The organism is Bartonella sp. B12(2025), assembly GCF_053795135.1.
The window spans coordinates 144772-165627 of the sequence record NZ_CP200031.1 but is presented as its reverse complement, the minus strand read 5'-3'; the positions used below and the strand labels follow the sequence as shown (position 1 = coordinate 165627).

18 protein-coding genes, 1 other RNA gene and 2 pseudogenes are annotated in these 20856 nt (G+C 38.6%); 17 read left to right on the top strand and 4 right to left on the bottom strand.

Annotated features, from left to right (window positions below; genetic code table 11):
* Positions 1 to 40 precede the first annotated feature (40 nt).
* Entirely contained in the window at positions 41 to 829 is a 789-nt protein-coding gene (locus V3564_RS00695; RefSeq protein ID WP_455480947.1) for a molybdopterin-synthase adenylyltransferase MoeB, read from the top strand.
* On the opposite strand, the gene V3564_RS00690 is transcribed toward V3564_RS00695, so the two are convergent.
* The 4 genes from V3564_RS00690 to V3564_RS00675 all read right to left on the bottom strand — a co-directional run bounded on the left by V3564_RS00690 (position 775) and on the right by V3564_RS00675 (position 5355).
* Positions 775 to 2385: an ABC transporter ATP-binding protein gene (locus tag V3564_RS00690; RefSeq protein ID WP_455480946.1), complete on the bottom strand. Its 1611-nt coding sequence runs from the start codon at positions 2383 to 2385 to the stop codon at positions 775 to 777. The two genes, V3564_RS00695 and V3564_RS00690, sit on opposite strands and share 55 nt — an antisense overlap.
* Positions 2385 to 3524, bottom strand: coding sequence for an ABC transporter permease (locus V3564_RS00685; RefSeq protein ID WP_455481423.1), 1140 nt, complete (start codon positions 3522 to 3524; stop codon positions 2385 to 2387). The genes V3564_RS00690 and V3564_RS00685 overlap by 1 nt, the downstream gene beginning before the upstream one ends.
* Complete coding sequence (locus V3564_RS00680) at positions 3524 to 4645, bottom strand: microcin C ABC transporter permease YejB (RefSeq protein WP_455480945.1); 1122 nt, start codon at positions 4643 to 4645, stop codon at positions 3524 to 3526. Before V3564_RS00680 ends, V3564_RS00685 begins: the two co-directional genes overlap by 1 nt.
* Before the next feature lie 140 nt (positions 4646 to 4785).
* Positions 4786 to 5355 carry a c-type cytochrome gene (locus tag V3564_RS00675; RefSeq protein WP_455480944.1) on the bottom strand — a complete coding sequence of 190 codons (570 nt, stop codon included), beginning with the start codon at positions 5353 to 5355 and terminating at the stop codon, positions 4786 to 4788.
* 106 nt (positions 5356 to 5461) lie between these two features.
* On the opposite strand from V3564_RS00675, the gene V3564_RS00670 reads away from it, so the two are divergent.
* From V3564_RS00670 to V3564_RS00595, 16 genes and pseudogenes are all read left to right on the top strand, one after another.
* Entirely contained in the window at positions 5462 to 6193 is a 732-nt protein-coding gene (locus tag V3564_RS00670; RefSeq protein WP_455480943.1) for a 3-deoxy-manno-octulosonate cytidylyltransferase, read from the top strand.
* Positions 6190 to 7051 (top strand): annotated as a pseudogene (locus tag V3564_RS00665) (prephenate dehydratase). The gene V3564_RS00670 and the pseudogene V3564_RS00665 overlap by 4 nt, the downstream one beginning before the upstream one ends.
* 125 nt (positions 7052 to 7176) lie before the next feature.
* Positions 7177 to 7584 carry a hypothetical protein gene (locus tag V3564_RS00660; protein WP_455480942.1) on the top strand — a complete coding sequence of 136 codons (408 nt, stop codon included), beginning with the start codon at positions 7177 to 7179 and terminating at the stop codon, positions 7582 to 7584.
* Between the two features lie 748 nt (positions 7585 to 8332).
* Positions 8333 to 8430, top strand: an RNA gene (gene ffs / locus V3564_RS00655) — signal recognition particle sRNA small type.
* A gap of 230 nt (positions 8431 to 8660) precedes the next feature.
* Complete coding sequence (locus V3564_RS00650) at positions 8661 to 10592, top strand: DNA polymerase III subunit gamma/tau (RefSeq protein WP_455480941.1); 1932 nt, start codon at positions 8661 to 8663, stop codon at positions 10590 to 10592.
* A gap of 14 nt (positions 10593 to 10606) precedes the next feature.
* Positions 10607 to 10930, top strand: coding sequence for a YbaB/EbfC family nucleoid-associated protein (locus V3564_RS00645; protein WP_455480940.1), 324 nt, complete (start codon positions 10607 to 10609; stop codon positions 10928 to 10930).
* A gap of 36 nt (positions 10931 to 10966) precedes the next feature.
* Positions 10967 to 11572 carry a recombination mediator RecR gene (recR, locus tag V3564_RS00640; protein WP_455480939.1) on the top strand — a complete coding sequence of 202 codons (606 nt, stop codon included), beginning with the start codon at positions 10967 to 10969 and terminating at the stop codon, positions 11570 to 11572.
* A 63-nt stretch (positions 11573 to 11635) separates the two neighbouring features.
* Positions 11636 to 12651, top strand: a pseudogene (locus tag V3564_RS00635) (putative sulfate exporter family transporter).
* Positions 12652 to 13210: 559 nt separating this feature from the next.
* Positions 13211 to 13894 (top strand): tRNA (adenosine(37)-N6)-threonylcarbamoyltransferase complex dimerization subunit type 1 TsaB, encoded by a 684-nt coding sequence (tsaB, locus tag V3564_RS00630; RefSeq protein WP_455480938.1) that lies wholly within the window; start codon positions 13211 to 13213, stop codon positions 13892 to 13894.
* Positions 13894 to 14385 (top strand): ribosomal protein S18-alanine N-acetyltransferase, encoded by a 492-nt coding sequence (gene rimI, locus V3564_RS00625; protein ID WP_455480937.1) that lies wholly within the window; start codon positions 13894 to 13896, stop codon positions 14383 to 14385. Before tsaB ends, rimI begins: the two co-directional genes overlap by 1 nt.
* 31 nt (positions 14386 to 14416) lie before the next feature.
* Positions 14417 to 15793: a tRNA (N6-isopentenyl adenosine(37)-C2)-methylthiotransferase MiaB gene (miaB, locus tag V3564_RS00620; protein WP_455480936.1), complete on the top strand. Its 1377-nt coding sequence runs from the start codon at positions 14417 to 14419 to the stop codon at positions 15791 to 15793.
* Positions 15794 to 15955: 162 nt separating this feature from the next.
* A complete protein-coding gene (locus tag V3564_RS00615; protein WP_455480935.1) occupies positions 15956 to 17044 on the top strand; it encodes a PhoH family protein in 1089 nt (362 codons plus the stop codon).
* Positions 17045 to 17056: 12 nt separating this feature from the next.
* Positions 17057 to 17533 carry an rRNA maturation RNase YbeY gene (gene ybeY / locus V3564_RS00610; protein WP_455480934.1) on the top strand — a complete coding sequence of 159 codons (477 nt, stop codon included), beginning with the start codon at positions 17057 to 17059 and terminating at the stop codon, positions 17531 to 17533.
* A gap of 99 nt (positions 17534 to 17632) precedes the next feature.
* On the top strand, positions 17633 to 18652 hold the full coding sequence (locus tag V3564_RS00605) for a hemolysin family protein (protein WP_455480933.1): 1020 nt from the start codon (positions 17633 to 17635) through the stop codon (positions 18650 to 18652).
* Entirely contained in the window at positions 18615 to 20249 is a 1635-nt protein-coding gene (gene lnt / locus V3564_RS00600; RefSeq protein WP_455480932.1) for an apolipoprotein N-acyltransferase, read from the top strand. The genes V3564_RS00605 and lnt overlap by 38 nt, the downstream gene beginning before the upstream one ends.
* Positions 20250 to 20397: 148 nt before the next feature.
* A complete protein-coding gene (locus V3564_RS00595) occupies positions 20398 to 20811 on the top strand; it encodes a helix-turn-helix domain-containing protein (RefSeq protein WP_455480931.1) in 414 nt (137 codons plus the stop codon).
* Positions 20812 to 20856: the final 45 nt, after the last annotated feature.

The window sequence follows — 20856 nt, the reverse complement described above, 5'->3', positions numbered from 1 at the left end:
ACTTAGTAAACAATAAAGAAACTATGACAAGAGAAAGTCCATGATACAAGAAGCGGATACAAAATTAAGTAAAGAAGAAATCGAGCGTTACGCACGTCACATCATTTTACCTGAAATTGGTGGGGCGGGACAACAAAAGCTCAAAACTGCACGCGTTCTCGTTATTGGTGCGGGTGGTCTTGGTTCCCCTGTCCTAACTTACTTGGCTGCCACAGGCATTGGCACCCTTGGAATTGTTGATGATGATATCGTTGCGCTTTCTAATTTACAACGACAAGTTATTCACAAGACAGACACAGTTAACAAATGTAAAACTGACAGCGCTGAAGCCACTATAAAAACTATAAATCCCCATGTTATGGTTGAAAAACACAATCTACGCTTAGATAAAAGTAATGTGGATAAACTCCTCAAGGCCTACCACATCATTGTTGATGGAAGTGATAATTTTACCACACGCTATCTGCTTGCTGATCACGCTGCCCAATGCGAAAGACCTTTAATAAGTGGCGCTGTAGGACGCTTTGAAGGCTCATTGACCGTGCTCATGCCTTATAAAGACAATAATCCTCACTATCGCGATCTATTCCCTAATCCGCCTACTTCTGGCATTGTCCCAACATGTGCTGAAACCGGAATCATCGGTGTCTTACCTGGAGTCATCGGAACTCTACAAGCAATGGAAGTCATTAAACTTATCACAAACATTGGTGAACCGTTAGTGGGAAAAATTCTCCTCTATAATGGATTGTTGACGCAATTTAATGTCATTACCTATAAACGATCAGATTCCAACGCGAATGCAGAAGCCATCAAGGTTTGCGTATAAGAGTTTTTGGGACAAGAAAAAATACGATCAGCAGATCCATGCTCAACCATTTTTCCATTGCGCATGACAATCACTTCATGTGCAAGCGCTTTGACAACCTTTAAATCATGGCTAATAAACAAATAACCTAAATGATATTTTTGTTGTAGATGACGTAAAAGATTAATGATCTGTGCCTGCACACTTACATCAAGAGAAGACGTTGGTTCATCAAGCATGATAAAGCGCGGTTTGAGGATGATTGCACGTGCAAACGCAATCCGCTGTCTCTGCCCACCGGAAAATTCATGTGGATAACAATGGCGGGAAGAAGGATCTAGACCAACCTCATGCAAAGCTTCAATCACGCGATCATTACGTTCAGAATAGGAAAGCTGCGGTTCATAAATTGATAATCCTTCAGTGATAATTTCATTTACAGACATACGTGGAGAAAGTGAACCAAAGGGATCTTGAAAAACAATTTGAATATGACGGCGCAAAGAACGCATCTTCCTGAAAGTAAAATTGCTTATGTCAATATCATCAAAAATAATCTGTCCCCTGGAAGACAACATCCGTATCAACGCAAGCCCTAATGTTGTTTTTCCTGAACCCGATTCTCCTACAACACCAAGTGTTTGACCGACACGAATTGTAACATCTATATCCTGAACAGCTTTTACATGACCCATTGTTCGCCGCAATAGCCCCTTTTTAATCGGAAACCAAACACGAACTTTCTTACCTTGCATCAAAATAGGCGCCCTCTCATCCACTTGAAGAGGGCTTCCTTTAGGCTCTGCCGCCAATAATTGTTTTGTATAAGGCTCTTGAGGGTTTTCAAACAATTGATTTGTTGGGCCACTTTCAACAATTTTTCCTTTTCTCATCACGTAGACGCAATCCGCAATACGGCGCACAACAGCTAAGTTATGGGTAATAAAAAGCATCGACATATTGTTTTGCTTTTTAAGTTGTACCAAAAGCTCAAGAATTCGCGCTTGAACAGTCACATCAAGCGCCGTTGTTGGCTCATCAGCAATCAACAATCGTGGGCTATTAGCAAGCGCCATCGCAATCATTACACGTTGCCGTTGCCCACCCGACAGTTGATGAGGAAATGAACCCAAACGTTTTTGTGGTTCATGAATTCCCACCTTTGTCAATAAATCAATAACATGGGCGCGCAGTGATTGATTTTTTACATCTGTATGCATTTTGAGAACTTCACCTATTTGGCGTTCTACATTATGCAAAGGATTAAGAGCAGTCATCGGTTCCTGAAAAATCATGGCAATATCTTTACCGCGAATTTTACGCAAATCTTCTTCTTTTTGCTTCAATAAATCCTTATTTTTAAAGAGAATTTCTCCCGATTGATGAAGCGTCTTCAAAAAAGGCAATAATTGCAAAATAGACAGCGCTGTTACCGACTTTCCAGAACTAGATTCTCCTACCAGTGCAACTGTCTCGCCATCTTTAATCTCGAAAGAAATTTGTTCAAGAATGCATTTCTTTTCTTCCGCTTGGCGGAATGCAACCGAAAAATCACGTACTGAAAGCAAATTTGTCATTATAATGTCTTTCGTGGATCAAAAGCATCTCGCGCAGCCTCGCCAATAAACGCCAACAACGATAACATAACAGCAATAACAACGAATCCTGTAATACCAATCCAAGGAGCGTTCAAATTGGTAGTCGCTTGCCGCATTAACTCACCTAAAGAGGCGTAACCAGGTGGAAGACCAAATCCCAAATAATCAAGTGATGTGAGTAATGAAACCCCCGATGTTAATAAAAAGGGCATATAGGTCAGAGCAGCAACCATCGCATTTGGTAATAAATGCCGTACCATAATAGTGCCATTAGAAACTCCTAAAGCACGTGCAGCATCAACATAAGTAAAATTGCGCGCACGCAAAAATTCTGCTCGCACCACACCAACCAATGTTACCCATTGGAAAAGAAGCATAACCCCCAATAGCATCCAAAAGCCCTGTGCTAAAACCGCTGCCATGATAATAACTAAATAAAGTGATGGCACAGAAGACCATATCTCAATCAAGCGCTGAAAAATTAAATCAACCCAACCACCAAAATATCCCTGAACAGCTCCCGCTGTAATACCAATAACAGTAGAAACAACTGTCAAAAGAATACTAAAAATTATCGACACTCGAAAACCATATAAAACGCGTGCGAAAACATCACGTGTCAGATCATCTGTTCCAAGCCAATTCCATCGACTCATCGTACATTCTGGATCAGCGCTTCCCTGCGCATAATTGACACAACGTTCCTCTTTACTTTGAAGCCAAAAAGGAGGCGCCAATGCCACAGTTTTATTCCCCACAACCGTGTTATAGGAATAACGTACTGGCGGCCACAATGCCCAACCATGCTCGGCAATTTCATTTTGAATGAAAGGATCACGAAAATCTGCTATGGCTAAATCTCCACCAAACTTTTCATCAGAATAATCAAAAAAAACAGGAAAGAGCAACTCTCCTTTATAAGAGGCGATAATTGGACGATCATTGGCAATGAACTCTGCTGAAAAAGAACAAAAACATAAAAATAGAAAGAGCCACAATGACCACCAACCACGACGACTTTTCTTAAAATTACGCCAACGACGTACATTCAATGGAGAAAAAAAAGGCTTTTTTTGTAACCCAGCACTATGCGAATGATCACGCTCTGTCTCTTTCATCATAAATCCTTTTTATCAAAATCAATGCGTGGATCAACAAGCATATAAACGATATCAGAAATGAGGCTCACAATCAGACCAATGAGCGAAAAAATATAAAGAGAAGCGAATACAACAGAATAATCGCGATTGACAATAGACACATAACTTAAAAGCCCCATACCATTTAACGAATAGAGCATTTCAATCAGCAAAGACCCACTAAAAAATGATGCCATAAAAGTTGCAGGAAAGCTGGCAATTACAATCAAAATTGCATTGCGAAATATATGGCCATAAAGAATCGAGCGTTCGCTTAAACCCTTAGCACGTGCTGTAATGACATATTGCTGACGAATTTCCTCTAGAAAACAATTTTTTGTTAACAAGGTCGTTGTAGCGAAACCAGAAATAGTCATTGCTGTTAACGGAAGAACCAAATGATAAAGGTAGTCTAATATTTTACCCACAAAAGACAATTGTTCAAAATTATCGGATGTTAAATGGCTTAATGGAAACCAATTTAAAAAAGATCCTCCAGCAAAAAGAACCATTAAAAAAATACCAAAGAGAAAACTTGGAATAGCATAAGCTACAATGATGAGTGTACTTGTCCATACATCAAAGGCCGATCCCTCTTTAAGAGCTTTACGGATGCCTAATGGTATAGAGATAGCATAAGAAATCAGTAGTTGCCAAAATCCAAGCGAAAGAGAAACAGGTAAAGCATTCTTAATAAGTTCGATAACCGAACGTCCCTGTGTATAAGAATCCCCGAAATCGAAACGCAAATAACGACCAAGCATTGTTAGATAACGCTCTAAAGGCGGCTTATCAAACCCAAACTGCTTTTCAAGTTTGGCAATAAACTCTGGATCCAATCCTTGTGCACCACGATATTTAAAAGTTTTGGAAGAAGATAACCCAACATCAGCACCATCCAAAATGACATCAGAAGAAAGACCTAGATCACTTCCACCACTCACTCGCCCTGCAGCATCACCACCTACCCCTTGCAACTGAGCAATAATATTTTCAATAGGCCCACCCGGTGTAAATTGAACAATAATAAACGTTACTGTTAAGATACCAATCAATGTTGGTATAATCAGTAAAAGACGCCGGAGAATATAGGCTGCCATTTTTTTCACCTTTCATACAGCCATATCGAGTTAATTTTAATGATACGTCAATAACAACTCTTTTGGTAAATCTTTGAAGTCAAAATTACAAACAAAAACCAATCGCACCTCTTGCCCAAAATGAGCTCTCCCGGCATAGTTTAGTCTGACTTACCTTCTTCATTACCCATTGGCAAAGGAACAGGATGATCGGATAAGCTCCGCAAATAAAGCAAAAGATCGGCACGATCTTGATCATTTTTGATCCCACGAAAAGACATAATTGTCCCTGGGAACGCTTGACGCGGTGACTGCAGATAACGATCCAAAGTTACAAAATCCCATCTTTGATCAGAATTTGCACGCAATACCCGTGAGTAAGCAAACCCTGGTACCGCCGCCAAAGGACGGTTCACTACGCCCCAAAGCACTGGACCAACACGACCCGGTCCATTGCGTCCAGAGGTATGGCATATGGCACACTGATGAAAAATTTTGCGCCCATTTTCAAAATTTCCCTTTTGGAGACGATCGTTCAATAACGAGGAAATGCTAGCCTGCTGTTTCTCATTGAGCATATTATTCTCTGTAACCTTATAAGAGTGTTGAACTGATATAGAATTGTCAGTAAAGTTATCATAGACCGCGTCGCTGAATGTGAAGATTCCCACCAAAATAACCAGCACAAGTAAACAAGCGCAAATGAAATAAACAATTGTGGAACGCTTCATAAAAACTTAAACCTTCATTTTTTCATTACCACTTTTAGTTTAAACTTTTTCCTTATAATATACAATATTACACACGCATTATATATACGGCATTTGGAACTTTATAATGGCTATTGAACCAATTATTTTCATTCCCGCCCGTATGGGCTCAACCCGTCTACCTAGAAAAGCTCTCGCTGAGATCGCGGGAAAACCGATGATCGTTCATGTTGCTGAGCAAGCAAAAAAAGCTGCACTAGGGCGCACTATCGTTGCAACAGACCATAACGATATAGCTAAAGTCGTTACAGATTATGGGCATGAATGTATCATAACATATGGCGATCATAAATCTGGATCTGATCGCATTTATGAAGCTTTAATTCGTATTGATCCTGAACAACGTTACAATGCCATTTTAAATATACAGGGTGACCTCCCAACGATAATGCCTCGTGAAATCATCAGTGTCTTACGCCCTCTAGAAAATAACTTAACTGATATTGCAACCTTGGGTGCTAAAATCATTGAGGAAAATGAAAAAATAGATCCGAATGTCGTAAAAATTATTGGTACACCATTTTCTCAAAGTCGTCTTCGTGCTCTTTATTTTACCCGCACAACAGCACCTTATGGAGATGGTCCTCTTTACCATCATATTGGGATCTATGCCTATCGACGCGAAAGACTTGAGCAATTTGTGACGCTTAAACCCTCTCCACTAGAAAAACGTGAAAAACTTGAACAATTACGTGCACTAGAGCATAATATGCGTATCGATGTAGAAATAGTCGACACAATTCCCTTAGGGGTCGATACACAACGTGATCTTGAAAGAATACGTAAGATTTTAGCATGACAACAACTGAAAAAAACAATAAAATCTCTTTCCAAGGAGAATATGGTGCGAATTCTCATATTGCTTGTTATAACATGTTTCCCGATATGAATGCTGTACCTTCTGCTACTTTTGAAGATGCCCTCAATTTAGTAGAAAGCGGGCAGGCTGATCTTGCTATGATTCCTATTGAAAATACTCTTGCTGGCCGTGTTGCAGATATTCATCACCTTTTACCGCAATCATCTCTCTATATTGTTGATAAATATTTTTTGCCTATCCATTTTCAACTAATGGTTTTACCCGGTGTTACTCATGACGAGATTAAAACCGTCCACAGCCATACACATGCCCTTGCACAATGCCGTAAAATCATACGTAACAATGGTTGGATACCTGTCACTTCTGCTGATACAGCTGAAGCTGCAAAATTTATTAAAAAAATGCAAAGCGCTCACAAGCAGCCTTGGCTCCTCTGTTCGCAGCAGAACTCTATGGGCTTGATATTCTCGAAAGAAATGTTGAAGATAATCCTCATAATATTACCCGTTTTATCATCCTTTCGCGTTCTCAACAACATGTACCAAAACCCCAAAACGGTGAAAAAGTCATTACGAGTCTTCTTTTTCGGGTGCGCAATATACCATCTGCCCTTTATAAAGCTATGGAAGGATTTGCCACAAACGGTATCAATATGACAAAATTAGAAAGCTATCAAATTGGCGGAAATTTCAATGCAACACAATTTTTCGTTGACATTGAAGGACATCCTGAAGACCCTATGATGCAGCTTGCATTGGAAGAACTCTCTTTTTTTCTTCTGAATTTCGCATTATTGGCATTTACCCTGCTAAAAAGGATCGAGCACCGTATACATAAAACCACTGTTGTACAGTTTTTCCTTGACATCAAAAAGAATCCAAGGGATTCTATGATGCAACTCACCTTAGAAGAGCTATCTTTCTTTTCAGCCAAATTCTTTTCATAAAGGCACTGAAAAAATAATGAAAAAAATATTCACTCAAGGATTATTAGCTGCAAATATTCTAACTTTCTCCAATGTTGCATTTGCTGGATTTAGTGAGAAAAAATGGAGTTTTGCGCCGGATGAAAGAGTTACGATTAAAGCATCCGATACAATACATCAAGGCGCCGAATATTCTTGCAAGACATTTAAGCCCAAGAAAGCCTCCTTTACTTTATTCTACTCTGCCCTTTCTGACCTAGACAAATTAAACATTGTTGCAGATGATGAAAAGAAAATAACACATGATAAAAAAAATAAGATCTTTACACTTAAAGATATAAAATCTCTCGATATAAGCTTTCCTTCGTCGGGAAATTATATTTTTACAAATATTACTAAGAAAAACGTTATTGGAACAGATTGCGATACAGGAGATTACGATTGATAATATTTCCAAAAACACCTAAATTTCTGAGTAAACTTATCCAATTGTTCAGATAAGCGTTTTTTCGAAATCGGGCGTAGTGAACTCTTAAAGCTAGATTTCTTGTGAGTTTGAGTTTTTATATTTGTGCAGAAAAATTAAATATTACGTAACTTTTGCAACCAATTAATTTGTATTTTCGTTATCAGAGTAATTTTTTTTAACAATAACACAGCATCCACCTTTGTAGTCGGATCACTTCAAAGTTTCTACAAACTATATTGTATATAAATCACATACATAAGCAGAAAAGGGATAAAAAAATCTGCTTTAGGGCTGTAAATCTGTTCCACATCTTGCCAAAAAATAACAATTTAGAATAATAGATTGGTCTGTTAACAATAAAATGAATGCCACAACACACACGAGAAACCCTAGTCTCATTTTGTTTTAGTCATGCTAAAGCTCATGATCTGAGCTATATGCAGGCCACATTCATTTAAGCTGACTCAAAGAGAGATCAACTACCAAAAAAACTAAACAGATCTTCGTCAATTAGCATCTCCTTAATACTGAGAAAAATAAACGCTTTATTCATGCCAAATAAAAATAAATATGCGGTGAACTCCAATAAAAATGGGGAAATCCCTGTCCTATTTATCGTTTATAGAACAAGAATTAAGCTCAAAGGAAAAAATTCTTTGTCATTCTTGCCGTATTTTTCGTTTCTTAACTTGATTTTTCATTTTAAATCGACAATATGAGTTTGGGAGGTTGGTGGTGGACGAACTGCTTGCCAACTGGGTCAGGTCTGGAAAGAAGCAGCCCCAACGAGTTCTAGTGCGGGTCATCGTACCAGCCTCCTGTTTTGTTATAAAGCATATTTCTGTTGTTTTTCAGTGAAGCATCTTCATTTTAAAGCGGTGTTGTGCGTGTAGCAAGTTAAAGTAGTTTGGCTGTGTTTAAGCAAATTTTCCTATTCTTTCGAAAAATAAATTGATTGAGAAAAGATCCTTTTATATTAGAGTACAAGTATTAACCCGTGCTTTCGTATTATCGAAATGTACTCATAAAGAGCTTTAAAGTTGGAATCATTGATGGGAAATATGCCGGTAGAAAAAACCTATCGTGTTCTTGCTCGCAAATATCGACCTAAAAATTTCTCTGACCTCATTGGTCAAGAAGCCATGGTGCGTACCCTCACGAATGCCTTTGAAACAGGTCGCATTGCACAAGCGTGGATGTTAACAGGAATTCGCGGAGTGGGTAAAACCACAACAGCGCGTATTTTGGCACGCGCACTCAACTACAAAACAAAAGATATTGATCAACCAACAACTATCTTGAATACACTTGGTGAACATTGCACACAAATCATCGAAGGACGCCATATCGATGTCATAGAAATGGATGCGGCCTCGCATACGGGTATTGATGATATTCGTGAAATTATTGAACAAATACGTTACCGTCCTGTTTCCGCACGCTATAAGGTGTATATTATTGATGAAGTGCACATGCTCTCAACGCAAGCATTTAATGGTTTATTGAAAACACTTGAAGAACCACCAGCGCATGTAAAATTTATTTTTGCAACGACAGAAATTCGCAAAGTTCCTATTACAATTCTTTCACGTTGCCAGCGTTTTGACCTGCGGCGTATTGAATCGACAGTTTTGAGTTCGCATTTGCGCCAAATTGCGAAACATGAAAACGTAGAAGTAGAAGATCAAGCGCTCTCCATGATCGCCCGCGCTGCAGAAGGCTCTGTACGTGATGCACTGTCCATTTTTGATCAAGCGATTGCTCATAGCCATGGCAACATCAGTGCCGTTGCAGTGCGCGCAATGTTAGGATTAGCCGATCGAGCACGTGTTATTGATCTTTTTGAATTTATCATGAAGGGCAACGTTGTAAATGCATTACATGAATTACGCAGCCAATATGATGCAGGTGCTGACCCTCTCACTATATTGACAGAGCTAGCCAACTTCAATCATCTGGTTACACGTTTACGTTTTACACCAGAGGTAGCCGAAGATCTCTCGCTTACTGAAGATGAGCGTTTAAGAAGCTTAGATTTTTCACAAAAACTTTCCGTTCCTGTTTTATCACGAAACTGGCAAATGTTACTCAAAGGCTTACAGGAAATTAATCAAACCGCGCATCCGCTTCAAGCAGCCGAAATGTTATTGATTCGCCTTGCCCACACTGCCGATCTACCAACTCTTGATGAAGCTTTGAAAAAGCTTTCACAAGAAAAAATATCCCCCACCATCGTCACAAATTCTGCTCATCAAGAGTCCGCAAATACAAGTAATGCGACTAATACGACAAAAGAAATAGCTGTATATGCCCATTCCTCCTCGCATGTTTCAAACCTTTCACCTAACAAGACAGATTTAAAAAGATCTTTAAGCAATCAATTAGATTGCTCTTCACAATCAGAAAATTCTCTGAAAGTTCAAACTCCTAAAAGCGCTAACGCTCCTGAAATAACAGAAACTTTTGAAACTTCTCAATCTGTTGGCCTGTCTGAAAATATTACAAATTTATCACACTCCTCCACGCAAACAGCAAAAAAAATTACTGAACCCCAAACCATAGTTATCGATTCCTTGCACGATATTGTTAAATTAGCCGAACAGCATAATGAGATTCCTTTCAAACTCCTTGTTAAAGAATTTATTCATCCTGTTTCTTTTGAACCAGGGCATATTACCTTGAGACTTTCTGAAAATGCTCCACATTCACTTGCTAACGATATAGAAAAAATGCTTTTCCAATGGACCAAAAAACGTTGGACTATAACTTTTGTCAATGAAGGAGGAGGACCAACCCTACAGGAAGAAAGTATAGCTGCCCAAAAGACTCTTTTTTCCAATGCAGAGGCAGATCCTGATATCGCAAAAATACTCAACCATTTCCCAGAAGCAAAAATTGTCGATATTCGTCTGCATAAACAAGAAAACGACCTTGATTTACTCTCAAATACTTTTAAAAATGCAAGTGATATCAATGATGAATAAGGATACCTATTTCTATGCGTGAAATGATGAGCATGATGAAAAAAGCCAAAGAAATGCAGGAAAAAATGCAGAAAATTCAAGAAGAAATGGCTAATCTGCAAGCCATTGGTACTGCAGGTGGTGATCTTGTCAGTATAACCTTAAATGGAAAAAATACCATAACGGCGATTCAAATTGATCCTTCATTACTCAAGCCTGAAGAAGCTGAAATCCTTGAAGATCTGATTATGGCAGCCTATAATGAAGCTAGAGCAAAAATTGAAATAGCGATAGAGGAAAAAACTAAAAGCATAACAGCAGGGCTACCGCTCCCATCAAGCTTCAAACTGCCATTATAATGAATCAGATTTTATTTAATCCTGTGGGACAAGAATATGTCTAAATACATTGCAGGACCTGAAATCGAGCGTCTCATTCAAATTTTAGCACGTATACCAGGTCTCGGTCCACGTTCAGCTCGTCGTGCTGCGCTTCACCTTATCAAAAAAAAGGAAACATTACTGGAGCCTTTAGGAGCAGCAATACAAGCAGCTGTAGACAAAGTCTGCATTTGTTCTGTTTGTGGAAATGTAGATACAACTGATCCTTGTTCGATTTGCACAGATTCGCGCCGCGATAATACAACAATTATTGTTGTTGAAGATATTGCTGATCTCTGGGCCCTTGAGCGCGCAAAAACTTTAGCGGCACGTTATCATGTATTGGGTGGACGACTCTCACCCTTAGATGGAATAGGCCCTGACGAACTTAACATTGCTTCCTTAATACAGCGCGTTGTACAAAATCCTATTACAGAGATTATTTTAGCTGTCAATGCTACTATTGAAGGACAAACAACAGCTCACTACATCACCGATCAACTTTCCAATTTTTCAGTTAAAGTTACCCGACTTGCTCACGGAGTACCTGTAGGAGGTGAGCTCGATTATCTTGATGATGGAACTTTAGCAGCAGCTTTACAGGCGAGAACAAATCTGTAAAACTCTTTTTACCTATTATCTCTTTTATTTACTATCATTTTTTACTTATGGGGGAATATTAAAATGATAAAGACAAATCTTTCATTTTTAAACGACTTTGATTCTGGTATGCTAACATGTTTACTCATGTCTCCTTAGCTTATAGTTTAGAAGTCATAGAAAAACAGCTTTTCGCGGAAGTGTGGCTTGAAAACCTTGTTTTGGCAACTCTTTTAGATTCCACTCCCTGTAGTTGTTTTACTTTGCCAACATATTTTCAAAAAGGTATAACTTTTTGTACAAAAAATACTCCTCGAAATTGCTATTGTTTTTCTGGGAACAAGTGTTAGATTAACGCAGTTCTTTTAGCCGGTTAGAATTTGCTTGCTAGCATCGTATTCATTATATTTGTAGTGATTATCCTCAGCTTTATCATCAGCCGACTTTTTGGAATTTTTACGAATTTAGCAACGCTAATTGCTTGCAGGAATGCTATTTGTGGCAATTCAACTGTCGTCGCCGTTGCACCTGTCATAAAAGCAAAACACAAAGAGGTGGTTGCATAAATTGCTTTTACTGCTCTTTTAGGGTTTTTTACTATTTTACTTCTACTTTTAAATTTGTCATTTAGCCAAGACGGTGACGGTGTGCTTACTGGCATGGTTATTTATACTGTACCACAGATTTTATCAGCAACAGCACCTGTCTCTTTTGTGAGTGTTCAAATTGAAACAGTTGTTAAATTGGTGCGAGTTTTAGTTTTAATTTTGAGCTCTATTTTTTTGCTCTGTCACATCTATCACCAATCAGCACAAACACGCTTACGTTGGCACACCCTCATCCCATGGTTTATCATTGGTTTTATTATTATAATGCTGATCTGCTCAAATGATTTTATTCCTGAAACAGCTCCCAACCCCATTAGATTTATTTCTCAGTTATTCACTATCATTTCAATATCAGCATTAGAATTAGACGTTGATATTCGCTCATCAAAAAAGCAGGTAGCGTATTCTTTTGGCTTCAACATGCTCCCTTATCTTTGGCGTTTGCAGCAATATCATGAAAAATTGATTGATCTAAACCATATAACATTGTGAAATGTGAACTCTCAAATATTTTTGCTTTTTCTAACATAGCATGCAATCAACTCAAAAACTTGCCAATATTGAAGCCGCTCTCTCATAAAATTAGATTTAAACTCCAAAAACTTCCTCATAATTTTATACAAAAAATCGAATGCGCTTTAATTAAGTAGCAAACTGTTAACTGCTTGTTAAATTAGCTTTTTCAGCACATAATTGCTTGCAACTGAACCGCATGATAGAAAAATACAAATTCATCAAAAAACAATGCCTCTTTTTTATTTTATCTGCTCTAACAAAAGTCAAGTTTTTACAAAAGGCTTACAAAATATGCTCTTATTGGGAAAACAACGTTATCTCATGGTTTCTCTCTTTCAAACTTCTTTTACTCACTATGTGTGCACAAGATACAGTGAGGATCAAATCAACACCACCGTATTCAATAAAAGAGATATTGTTGCTTATTAGCACTAGCAACCTTCTTAAAATATTGCAAAATGCACCAACAAAATAAATGGACTAAAAAACACAGCTAACCTTTTGTTTATCATATTATTCAACTAAGATATTTTTTATGCTTATCCTTGCTATAGACACTGCTTCAATTTATTGCGCTGTCGCACTCATTCGTCATAAAACTGTCGTTGCGCGCATAAGCGAACGCATGAACAAAGGACATGCCGAAAAACTTATTGGGCACATTGCACAAATAACTGACCAGACCAATATTACTCTTAATCAAATTGATCGTATTGCTGTTAATATCGGACCTGGATCATTTACTGGTGTGCGTGTCGGTGTTTCAACAGCACGGGCTTTGGCACTAGCGCTTGAAATACCAGCTATTGGAGTAAGTGCACTTGAAGCATTAGCAGCACAAACAACAACCAATAAAAATACTGCAGCAGTCACCGTTGTCATTGAAGCCGGAAGAGACATGTTTTACCATCAAAACTTCAATGAAGACCTCACACCTTTAGGAACACCTGGCTTAAAAACAATTGAAAATATTATCGAAGATTTACCACAACAAACGAGACTAACCGGTCCAGCAGCTGATATCGTTGCGCGACACATTAAAAACAATAAGATAAACAGAAAAATCGTACGAGATCAAAGCCTCTGCGAGGCGGCTGATATTGTAACCTATGCCCATCTTTCTGCAAACAAACAACCACAAAATCCACCCTATCCACTCTATTTACGCAATGCTGACGCAAAACAACAAACCGGTTTTGCTTTACCTCGAAAAAAATAATGTCTAAGTTTTCATTGAAAAAAAAGCATTTTTGGATTTCTCCGTTACAAACTGATGATAGCGCTTTCCTTCCTCAAATTCATCAGCATTGTTTTGTCCCTTCTTGGGAAAAACAAGCTTTTGATAATTTCCTGCAAGATCAATCTGTTTTCGGGTACAAAGCCTCTCTCATTGGTCAACCTGATCAAATTTTAGGGTTTTGCCTTTGCCGTCTCATTCTTGATGAAGCAGAAATCATCACAATTGCTGTCCACCCTCATTTTCGTCGACAAGGAATTGGTTCCTTGCTTATTGATAGCACACTTCGCCATCTTCATCATGAACACACTATAAAATTATTTCTAGAGGTAGAAGAAACGAATCTTTCTGCTTTGAACCTTTATCATCGTTTTGAATTTCAAAAAATCTCTAAACGCCTTGCCTACTACCAATCAAAAAATAGCCGTGGAGATGCTATCATTATGCAAAAAACTTTTAAGCAAATAGATTGAGATTTGCGTAAAAAACATTTAGACATGCGCTATGAATAAAGTAAATCCTAAAAATAAGTCTCCTGATGCTCCTAAAAAGGTTTTTATCAAAACCTATGGGTGTCAAATGAATGTTTATGACAGTCAACGAATGACGGATAGCCTCAGTTCACAAGGTTATGTTACGACAGAAACACCAAATGACGCTGACCTTATTCTCGTGAATACCTGTCATATCCGTGAAAAAGCAGCAGAAAAGCTTTATTCTGATCTTGGTCGCCTACGAGTAATGCGTCAAGAGCGTACGCCTGATAAGCCACTGATAGTCGGCGTAACCGGTTGTGTTGCACAAGCTGAAGGAAGTGAAATCCTACGCCGTGCTCCAACGGTGGATCTTGTCATTGGTCCGCAAATGTATCATCGCTTGCCAGACTTGTTAGAAAAAGCAAAACAGGGGAAAAAAATCGTCGAAACAGACTATGCTGTTGAAGATAAATTTTCTTATTTAGCGCCTCACAATAAACGTGCTGTAAGAAAACGTGGCGTTAGTGCATTTTTAACAGTGCAGGAAGGCTGCGATAAATTTTGTACTTTTTGTGTTGTTCCCTACACACGCGGCGCCGAAATGTCACGATCTGTTGAGCAAATTACCGAAGAAGCTCGCCAACTCATTGAAGCTGGTGTCAAAGAAATTACGCTCCTTGGACAAAATGTAAATGGTTGGCACGGACAAAGTGCTAATGGCAAAACTTGGCGTCTTGGTGATCTTCTCTATCATCTCGCTAAACTAGATGGTTTAAAGCGTCTACGTTACACAACAAGCCATCCACGAGATATGGATGACAGCCTTATTGCCGCGCATCGAGACCTTGACATATTGATGCCTTATCTGCATCTCCCTGTTCAATCGGGTTCAGATCGCATCTTAAAAGCAATGAACCGCCAACACAAAAGCGTTCATTACCTTCATCTGATCGAAAAAATTCGTACCGCACGACCCGATATTGCTTTTTCAGGTGACTTCATTGTAGGATTTCCAGGAGAGACAGATGAAGACTTTGAAAAAACCGTTAAACTCATTCAACAAGTACAATACAGCTCAGCCTATTCTTTCAAGTATTCGCCTCGTCCTGGAACAATTGGCGCCACAATGAAAAATCATGTTGATGAAGCTGTAAAAGATGCTCGACTTCAACGTTTGCAAGTTCTTCTTCTTGAGCAGCAAAACGCGTTTTTGCGTTCTAAAATTGGTCAAACAACTGACGTTCTCATTGAAAAAGCTGGGCGTCATTCAGGGCAAATGGTAGGTCGCTCACCTTGGCTTTTACCTGTTGTAGTGGACACAGAGGTCTCTATGGGCACCGTGATGACCATTCATATTAAAAATGCAAGCTCAAACAGTTTTATCGGTGAAACGGCAAATGTATAAACATGCCTCTAATGTCTTTTTTGCAACATAGATTTTAGAAAGCTCTTTTATTTTTAAAGAAAACGATTACATCTAAAGCTTGTACTTGATGAAAAATAAGTTGTCTTTTATACAGTATATTCAAGAAAGTGTGCAACACTTGTGTAGATGTGGGAGAATAGGTTGAACACTTCAACCAAAAAAGTGAATGCTTACCCTGAAAATACTGATATCTTGGGAAAAGCAAGCGCATCAGATATTACCCATGTTGTTTTAATTTTTGAAAACAATAAATATGCGAAAGCGGTTTTTGGTAAACTCGACGAAAATCTTGCTTATATCGAACAAAAACTCGGACTTAGCATTCATCCGCGCGGTAATGAAGTTTTAATCCGTGGAAATATTGCTGCTGTAAAACACGCACAATATATATTACAGCAACTTTATGAATATGCTAAGGTACATAAAGAGCTCACTTTATCAGATACAGAAGGAGCGATTGCCATGGCAAATTTGCTACGGGAACAGCAAGAAGCGCCAACAACAACCCAATCTGCCCAAAAACGTATCCCCGCACGATTAAATACCCATAAAAAAACAATCCATGCTCGAACCCCAACACAAGATGCTTATATACGTGCAATGGACCGTAGTGAACTTGTTTTTGGTGTAGGACCAGCAGGAACAGGTAAAACATATCTTGCTGTTGCTCATGCTTCAATGCTCTTAGAACGTGGCATCATTGAACGAATTATCCTCTCACGTCCCGCCGTTGAGGCTGGAGAGCATCTTGGCTTTCTTCCGGGTGACCTCAAAGAAAAAGTCGATCCGTATTTACGTCCACTTTACGATGCCCTTTATGATATGATTCCCGCCGAGAAAGTAGAGCGCATTTTAGCTTCTGGTGTCATAGAAATTGCTCCTCTTGCTTTCATGCGTGGGAGAACACTTGCGCATGCAGCTGTCATTCTTGATGAGGCGCAAAATACTACACCTATGCAAATGAAAATGTTCCTCACACGTCTTGGAGAAGGAACACGTATGATTGTCACAGGTGATATAAGCCAAATTGATTTGCCTACCGGACAAAAATCAGGTTTAATCGAAGCAATGCGCATTCTCTCACACGTAGAAAATATTGCAATCATTCGTTTTGATGAAAAAGATGTTGTACGCCATCCCCTTGTTGCTGCTATCGTCCGTGCTTATGATTATGATTCTGTTATACAAATTAAAGAAATGCCATCCTCAAGCATTCCATCAAAAGAATGAATTCAATTTGTCATGATTACTATTGATATAACTATTAAAAGCCCCGGGTGGAATGATGAGAAAATGCTTTATAATATCACTGAAAAAGCATTAACAGTGACGATACATCACCTTTCATTGGGAAATATTGCAAGCGAAGTCAGCCTACTTTTTACAGATGACAAACATATGGCACAGATCAATGCGCAATGGCGCAATAAAAACAAACCCACCAATGTATTGTCCTTTCCTGCTTTTCCACTTAAAGTTGGAGAAACTCCTGGACTTATGCTCGGCGATATTATTATTGCGCAAGAAACTGTTGTACTTGAAGCAAAAAAAGAGGGAAAATTATTTCAAGATCATTTGACACATATGATTGTTCATGGTGTTCTCCACCTTCTCGGCTATAATCACGAAACAGATGAAGAAGCCCTTGAGATGGAAAAGCTTGAAAGAGAAATTCTCCAAAAGCTTTCCATAAAAGATCCCTATACTGAATTGTCTTAAAATGATAAAAATGAATTTTTTAAATCAATATTACCATCATACAATTTAAAACCTCTTATGCCTCGATTATAAAAGGAAAGTTTAGAATATTTTAAAACCATGGCAAACAAAATACATCCACCAAATAACAGTCAAACATCTTCTAATATTGAAGAACATACCTTTCAACAGGCAAATCATACGGAAAAATACTCCCTGATGAATCACTTGTTTTCGTTCTTACGTGGTCGCAATTATACGTCACTGCGTGATGATCTTACCGTTGCACTCACGACTGACAATGAAAAAGACACAGCTCTCTTCTCACCTGAAGAACGCACTATGCTGCATAATATCTTACGCTTACGTGAAGCACGCGTTGATGATGTTATGATTCCACGTTCTGAAATCGAAGCATTGGAAATCAACACCCCACTTGGAGAAGCCCTTAAATGTTTTGCAAAAATCGGACATTCTCGCGTACCTGTCTATGCTGAAACTTTAGATGACCCACGAGGAATGATTCATATTCGCGATATCCTTAATTATATGACTCGCTTTATTATCAACTCAACCCAACCCGAGCAGAAGTCCGATTTGCTTCAGTTAAACCATACAGATTTGCACACCCCAATTGGTGAGTTGGATTTGATTCGAACAGTTCTCTTTGTTCCTGGTTCCATGTTGGCAAGCAAATTACTAACACGTATGCAAACCACACGAACGCAAATGGCTTTGGTTATTGATGAACATGGTGGCACAGATGGTCTAATTTCTATGGAAGATATCGTCGAATTGGTCGTTGGTGATATCGAAGATGAACATGACAATGTCAACAATGCTATCGTGCGCGAACCCAATAATAAATGGCTTGTTGACGCAAGAACCGAACTAGAAGATGTGGAGAAAGCTCTTGGTCCTGACTTTATCATAGGGGAATATGGTGATGAAGTCGATACTATTGGTGGTTTGATTGTCTCCATTCTTGATCGTATTCCTGCAAAAGGTGAAGTTGTTGAAGCCATACCTGGCTATGGATTTCGTATTTTAGAAGCTGATAAACGTCGGATTAAGCGATTACGCATTTTTCGCATTTCCGAAAATGAGAACTTTGAGAACAATGCCATCTTTAAAAAATAGCCAAATGCTTTTAAGAAATTTCATACTTTTCTTGTTTTCTGTTACCGGCTGGAAGCGGCAAATGTGGGTGTTTTTATGTGGTGCATTTACTTCTTTTGCACTTCCACCCTTTTATTTGACACCTCTCTGCTTTTTAACTTTCCCTATCTTTATTGTTTTACTTGACTCAATACATACCATCCAAAACAATACAAAGCGCTTTCTCACCTATGCTCTAAGCTGCGGAATATTTGGCTTTAGTTATTTTATTTGCGGCCTTTGGTGGCTATCTAATGCTTTGTTGACAGATCCAGATTCTTTTGGTTGGGCAGTGCCGTTTGCCATTTTAGGCCCTCCCCTCTACCTCTCTCTTTATTGGTTTTTTTCTGGTTTCATTGTCAGTTTATTATGGACAAAAGGAATAGCACGCTTCTTTGTCTTAGCCTTTTCTCTGGGACTAGCAGAGTGGTTGCGTTCAATCTTATTCACAGGTTTTCCATGGAATGCTCTTGCTTATACGGCTATGCCAACTCCGATGCTCATGCAGTCTGATGCAGTCGTGGGACTTTATGGAATGAATATTCTTTCTGTCTTAGTCTATAGTTTACCAACTGTTTTATTAACGAATGAAAAAAAGAAATTCGCACTTTCTCTTTGCTTATCGCTTATATTAGTCCACAGTGGTTTTGGATTTTACCGTCTCAATACCGTGCCTAATACAACTGATTATAAAAAAAGTAATTATTGGGTGCGTATTGTTCAGCCTTCTATCCCGCAAAACATAAAATTGCACGATACTGAACGAGAAGCTATATTTAACACTCATCTGCATCTGACTGCAACGCCAACAGCTGATAATAATCCAGAACCCGACTTTATCATATGGCCTGAAGCATCTGTTCCTTACCTTCTCTATGATAACTCTGCTACCACAATGCGCATTGCCTCTCTTCTAAAACCCAAACAATGGGCTATTATTGGTGCCGTGCATGCTAGCGATGATCCATCTAATGCACGAACACAATACTTTAATACAATTGCAGTCATTAATGCTAAAGGTAATATTTTAAATACTTCTGATAAACTTCACTTAGTTCCTTTTGGTGAATATCTTCCTTATAAGAATTTATTGAAAAAAATTGGACTGCGTGCCCTTGCTGATAATATTGGTGGATATACTGCTGCGAGTGTGCGTAAAACTGTCACAATGCCAAACGGATTTTCTTATCTTCCGCTGATTTGTTATGAAATAATATTTCCCAATGAAATGACTTTTAAAGGCCCCTCTCCTCAAGCAATCATTAATGTTACAAATGATGCATGGTTTGGCGTAACACCCGGCCCATATCAACATCTTCAACAAGCGCAGCTCCGTGCCGTTGAACTGGGAACTCCCCTCATACGAGCAGCCAATAATGGAATATCGGCTGTTATTGATTCTTATGGACGAATCGTTGTAGCTCTCCAGCAAAATGCTGTTGGCATTATTGATTCACCGATTCCATCACCCATTTTCCCCATATGGAGCAATGAATACAGAATATTCTCTACTTTCATCTTATTCATTCTTATGCTATTGTGTTACGTCGGTTTTAGTTCTACAAAACAGCTTAAGTGATCGGATGCCCTATACTACGGTATTACGTTTAGTATACCAGTAATATTGGGAAGAAATGTTATATATTATATTAATTATATGATAAACCAACATCACATAAATCTGATGCTGGTTTAGAAGCGGAGTGCTGGAAATAAAGAGTTGCATTATGACCGAGACTAGAAAAAAACCTGATCCTATAGATATCTATGTTGGAACCCGTATTCGTTTACGTCGTAATATTTTAGGGCTTACTCAAGAAAAACTAGGTGAAAAACTAGGCATCACTTTCCAGCAAATCCAAAAATATGAAAAAGGTACAAACCGTATTGGTGCAAGCCGTCTTCAAGCAATTGCGGAAATTATGGACGTTCCCGTTTCTTATTTTTTTGATAAAGGCATCAATACACAGCATGTAGAAGGGTTTGCTGAAAGCGACAACAACTTTATGGATTTTTGCTCTAGCAGTGAAGGAATCCAGCTTATGCGCGCTTTCACTAATATATCTGATGCTAAGGTGCGTCGAAAAATTATTGACTTGGCAAAAGCACTTTCTGAAGAAGATATGACAAACAAGTTATAAAATAAAAAATTACATCTTTTCTCATTCATCTTATAAATCAGCATT

What these genes read in the sequence shown, in the direction of transcription:
- V3564_RS00695 (WP_455480947.1), top strand. Translation starts at nt 41, where the DNA reads ATGATACAAGAAGCGGATACAAAATTAAGTAAAGAAGAAATCGAGCGT.
- V3564_RS00690 (WP_455480946.1), bottom strand. Translation starts at nt 2,385, where the DNA reads ATGACAAATTTGCTTTCAGTACGTGATTTTTCGGTTGCATTCCGCCAA.
- V3564_RS00685 (WP_455481423.1), bottom strand. Translation starts at nt 3,524, where the DNA reads ATGAAAGAGACAGAGCGTGATCATTCGCATAGTGCTGGGTTACAAAAA.
- V3564_RS00680 (WP_455480945.1), bottom strand. Translation starts at nt 4,645, where the DNA reads ATGGCAGCCTATATTCTCCGGCGTCTTTTACTGATTATACCAACATTG.
- V3564_RS00675 (WP_455480944.1), bottom strand. Translation starts at nt 5,355, where the DNA reads ATGAAGCGTTCCACAATTGTTTATTTCATTTGCGCTTGTTTACTTGTG.
- V3564_RS00670 (WP_455480943.1), top strand. Translation starts at nt 5,462, where the DNA reads ATGGCTATTGAACCAATTATTTTCATTCCCGCCCGTATGGGCTCAACC.
- V3564_RS00660 (WP_455480942.1), top strand. Translation starts at nt 7,177, where the DNA reads ATGAAAAAAATATTCACTCAAGGATTATTAGCTGCAAATATTCTAACT.
- V3564_RS00650 (WP_455480941.1), top strand. Translation starts at nt 8,661, where the DNA reads ATGGGAAATATGCCGGTAGAAAAAACCTATCGTGTTCTTGCTCGCAAA.
- V3564_RS00645 (WP_455480940.1), top strand. Translation starts at nt 10,607, where the DNA reads ATGCGTGAAATGATGAGCATGATGAAAAAAGCCAAAGAAATGCAGGAA.
- recR (WP_455480939.1), top strand. Translation starts at nt 10,967, where the DNA reads ATGTCTAAATACATTGCAGGACCTGAAATCGAGCGTCTCATTCAAATT.
- tsaB (WP_455480938.1), top strand. Translation starts at nt 13,211, where the DNA reads ATGCTTATCCTTGCTATAGACACTGCTTCAATTTATTGCGCTGTCGCA.
- rimI (WP_455480937.1), top strand. Translation starts at nt 13,894, where the DNA reads ATGTCTAAGTTTTCATTGAAAAAAAAGCATTTTTGGATTTCTCCGTTA.
- miaB (WP_455480936.1), top strand. Translation starts at nt 14,417, where the DNA reads ATGAATAAAGTAAATCCTAAAAATAAGTCTCCTGATGCTCCTAAAAAG.
- ybeY (WP_455480934.1), top strand. Translation starts at nt 17,057, where the DNA reads ATGATTACTATTGATATAACTATTAAAAGCCCCGGGTGGAATGATGAG.
- V3564_RS00605 (WP_455480933.1), top strand. Translation starts at nt 17,633, where the DNA reads ATGGCAAACAAAATACATCCACCAAATAACAGTCAAACATCTTCTAAT.
- lnt (WP_455480932.1), top strand. Translation starts at nt 18,615, where the DNA reads ATGAGAACTTTGAGAACAATGCCATCTTTAAAAAATAGCCAAATGCTT.
- V3564_RS00595 (WP_455480931.1), top strand. Translation starts at nt 20,398, where the DNA reads ATGACCGAGACTAGAAAAAAACCTGATCCTATAGATATCTATGTTGGA.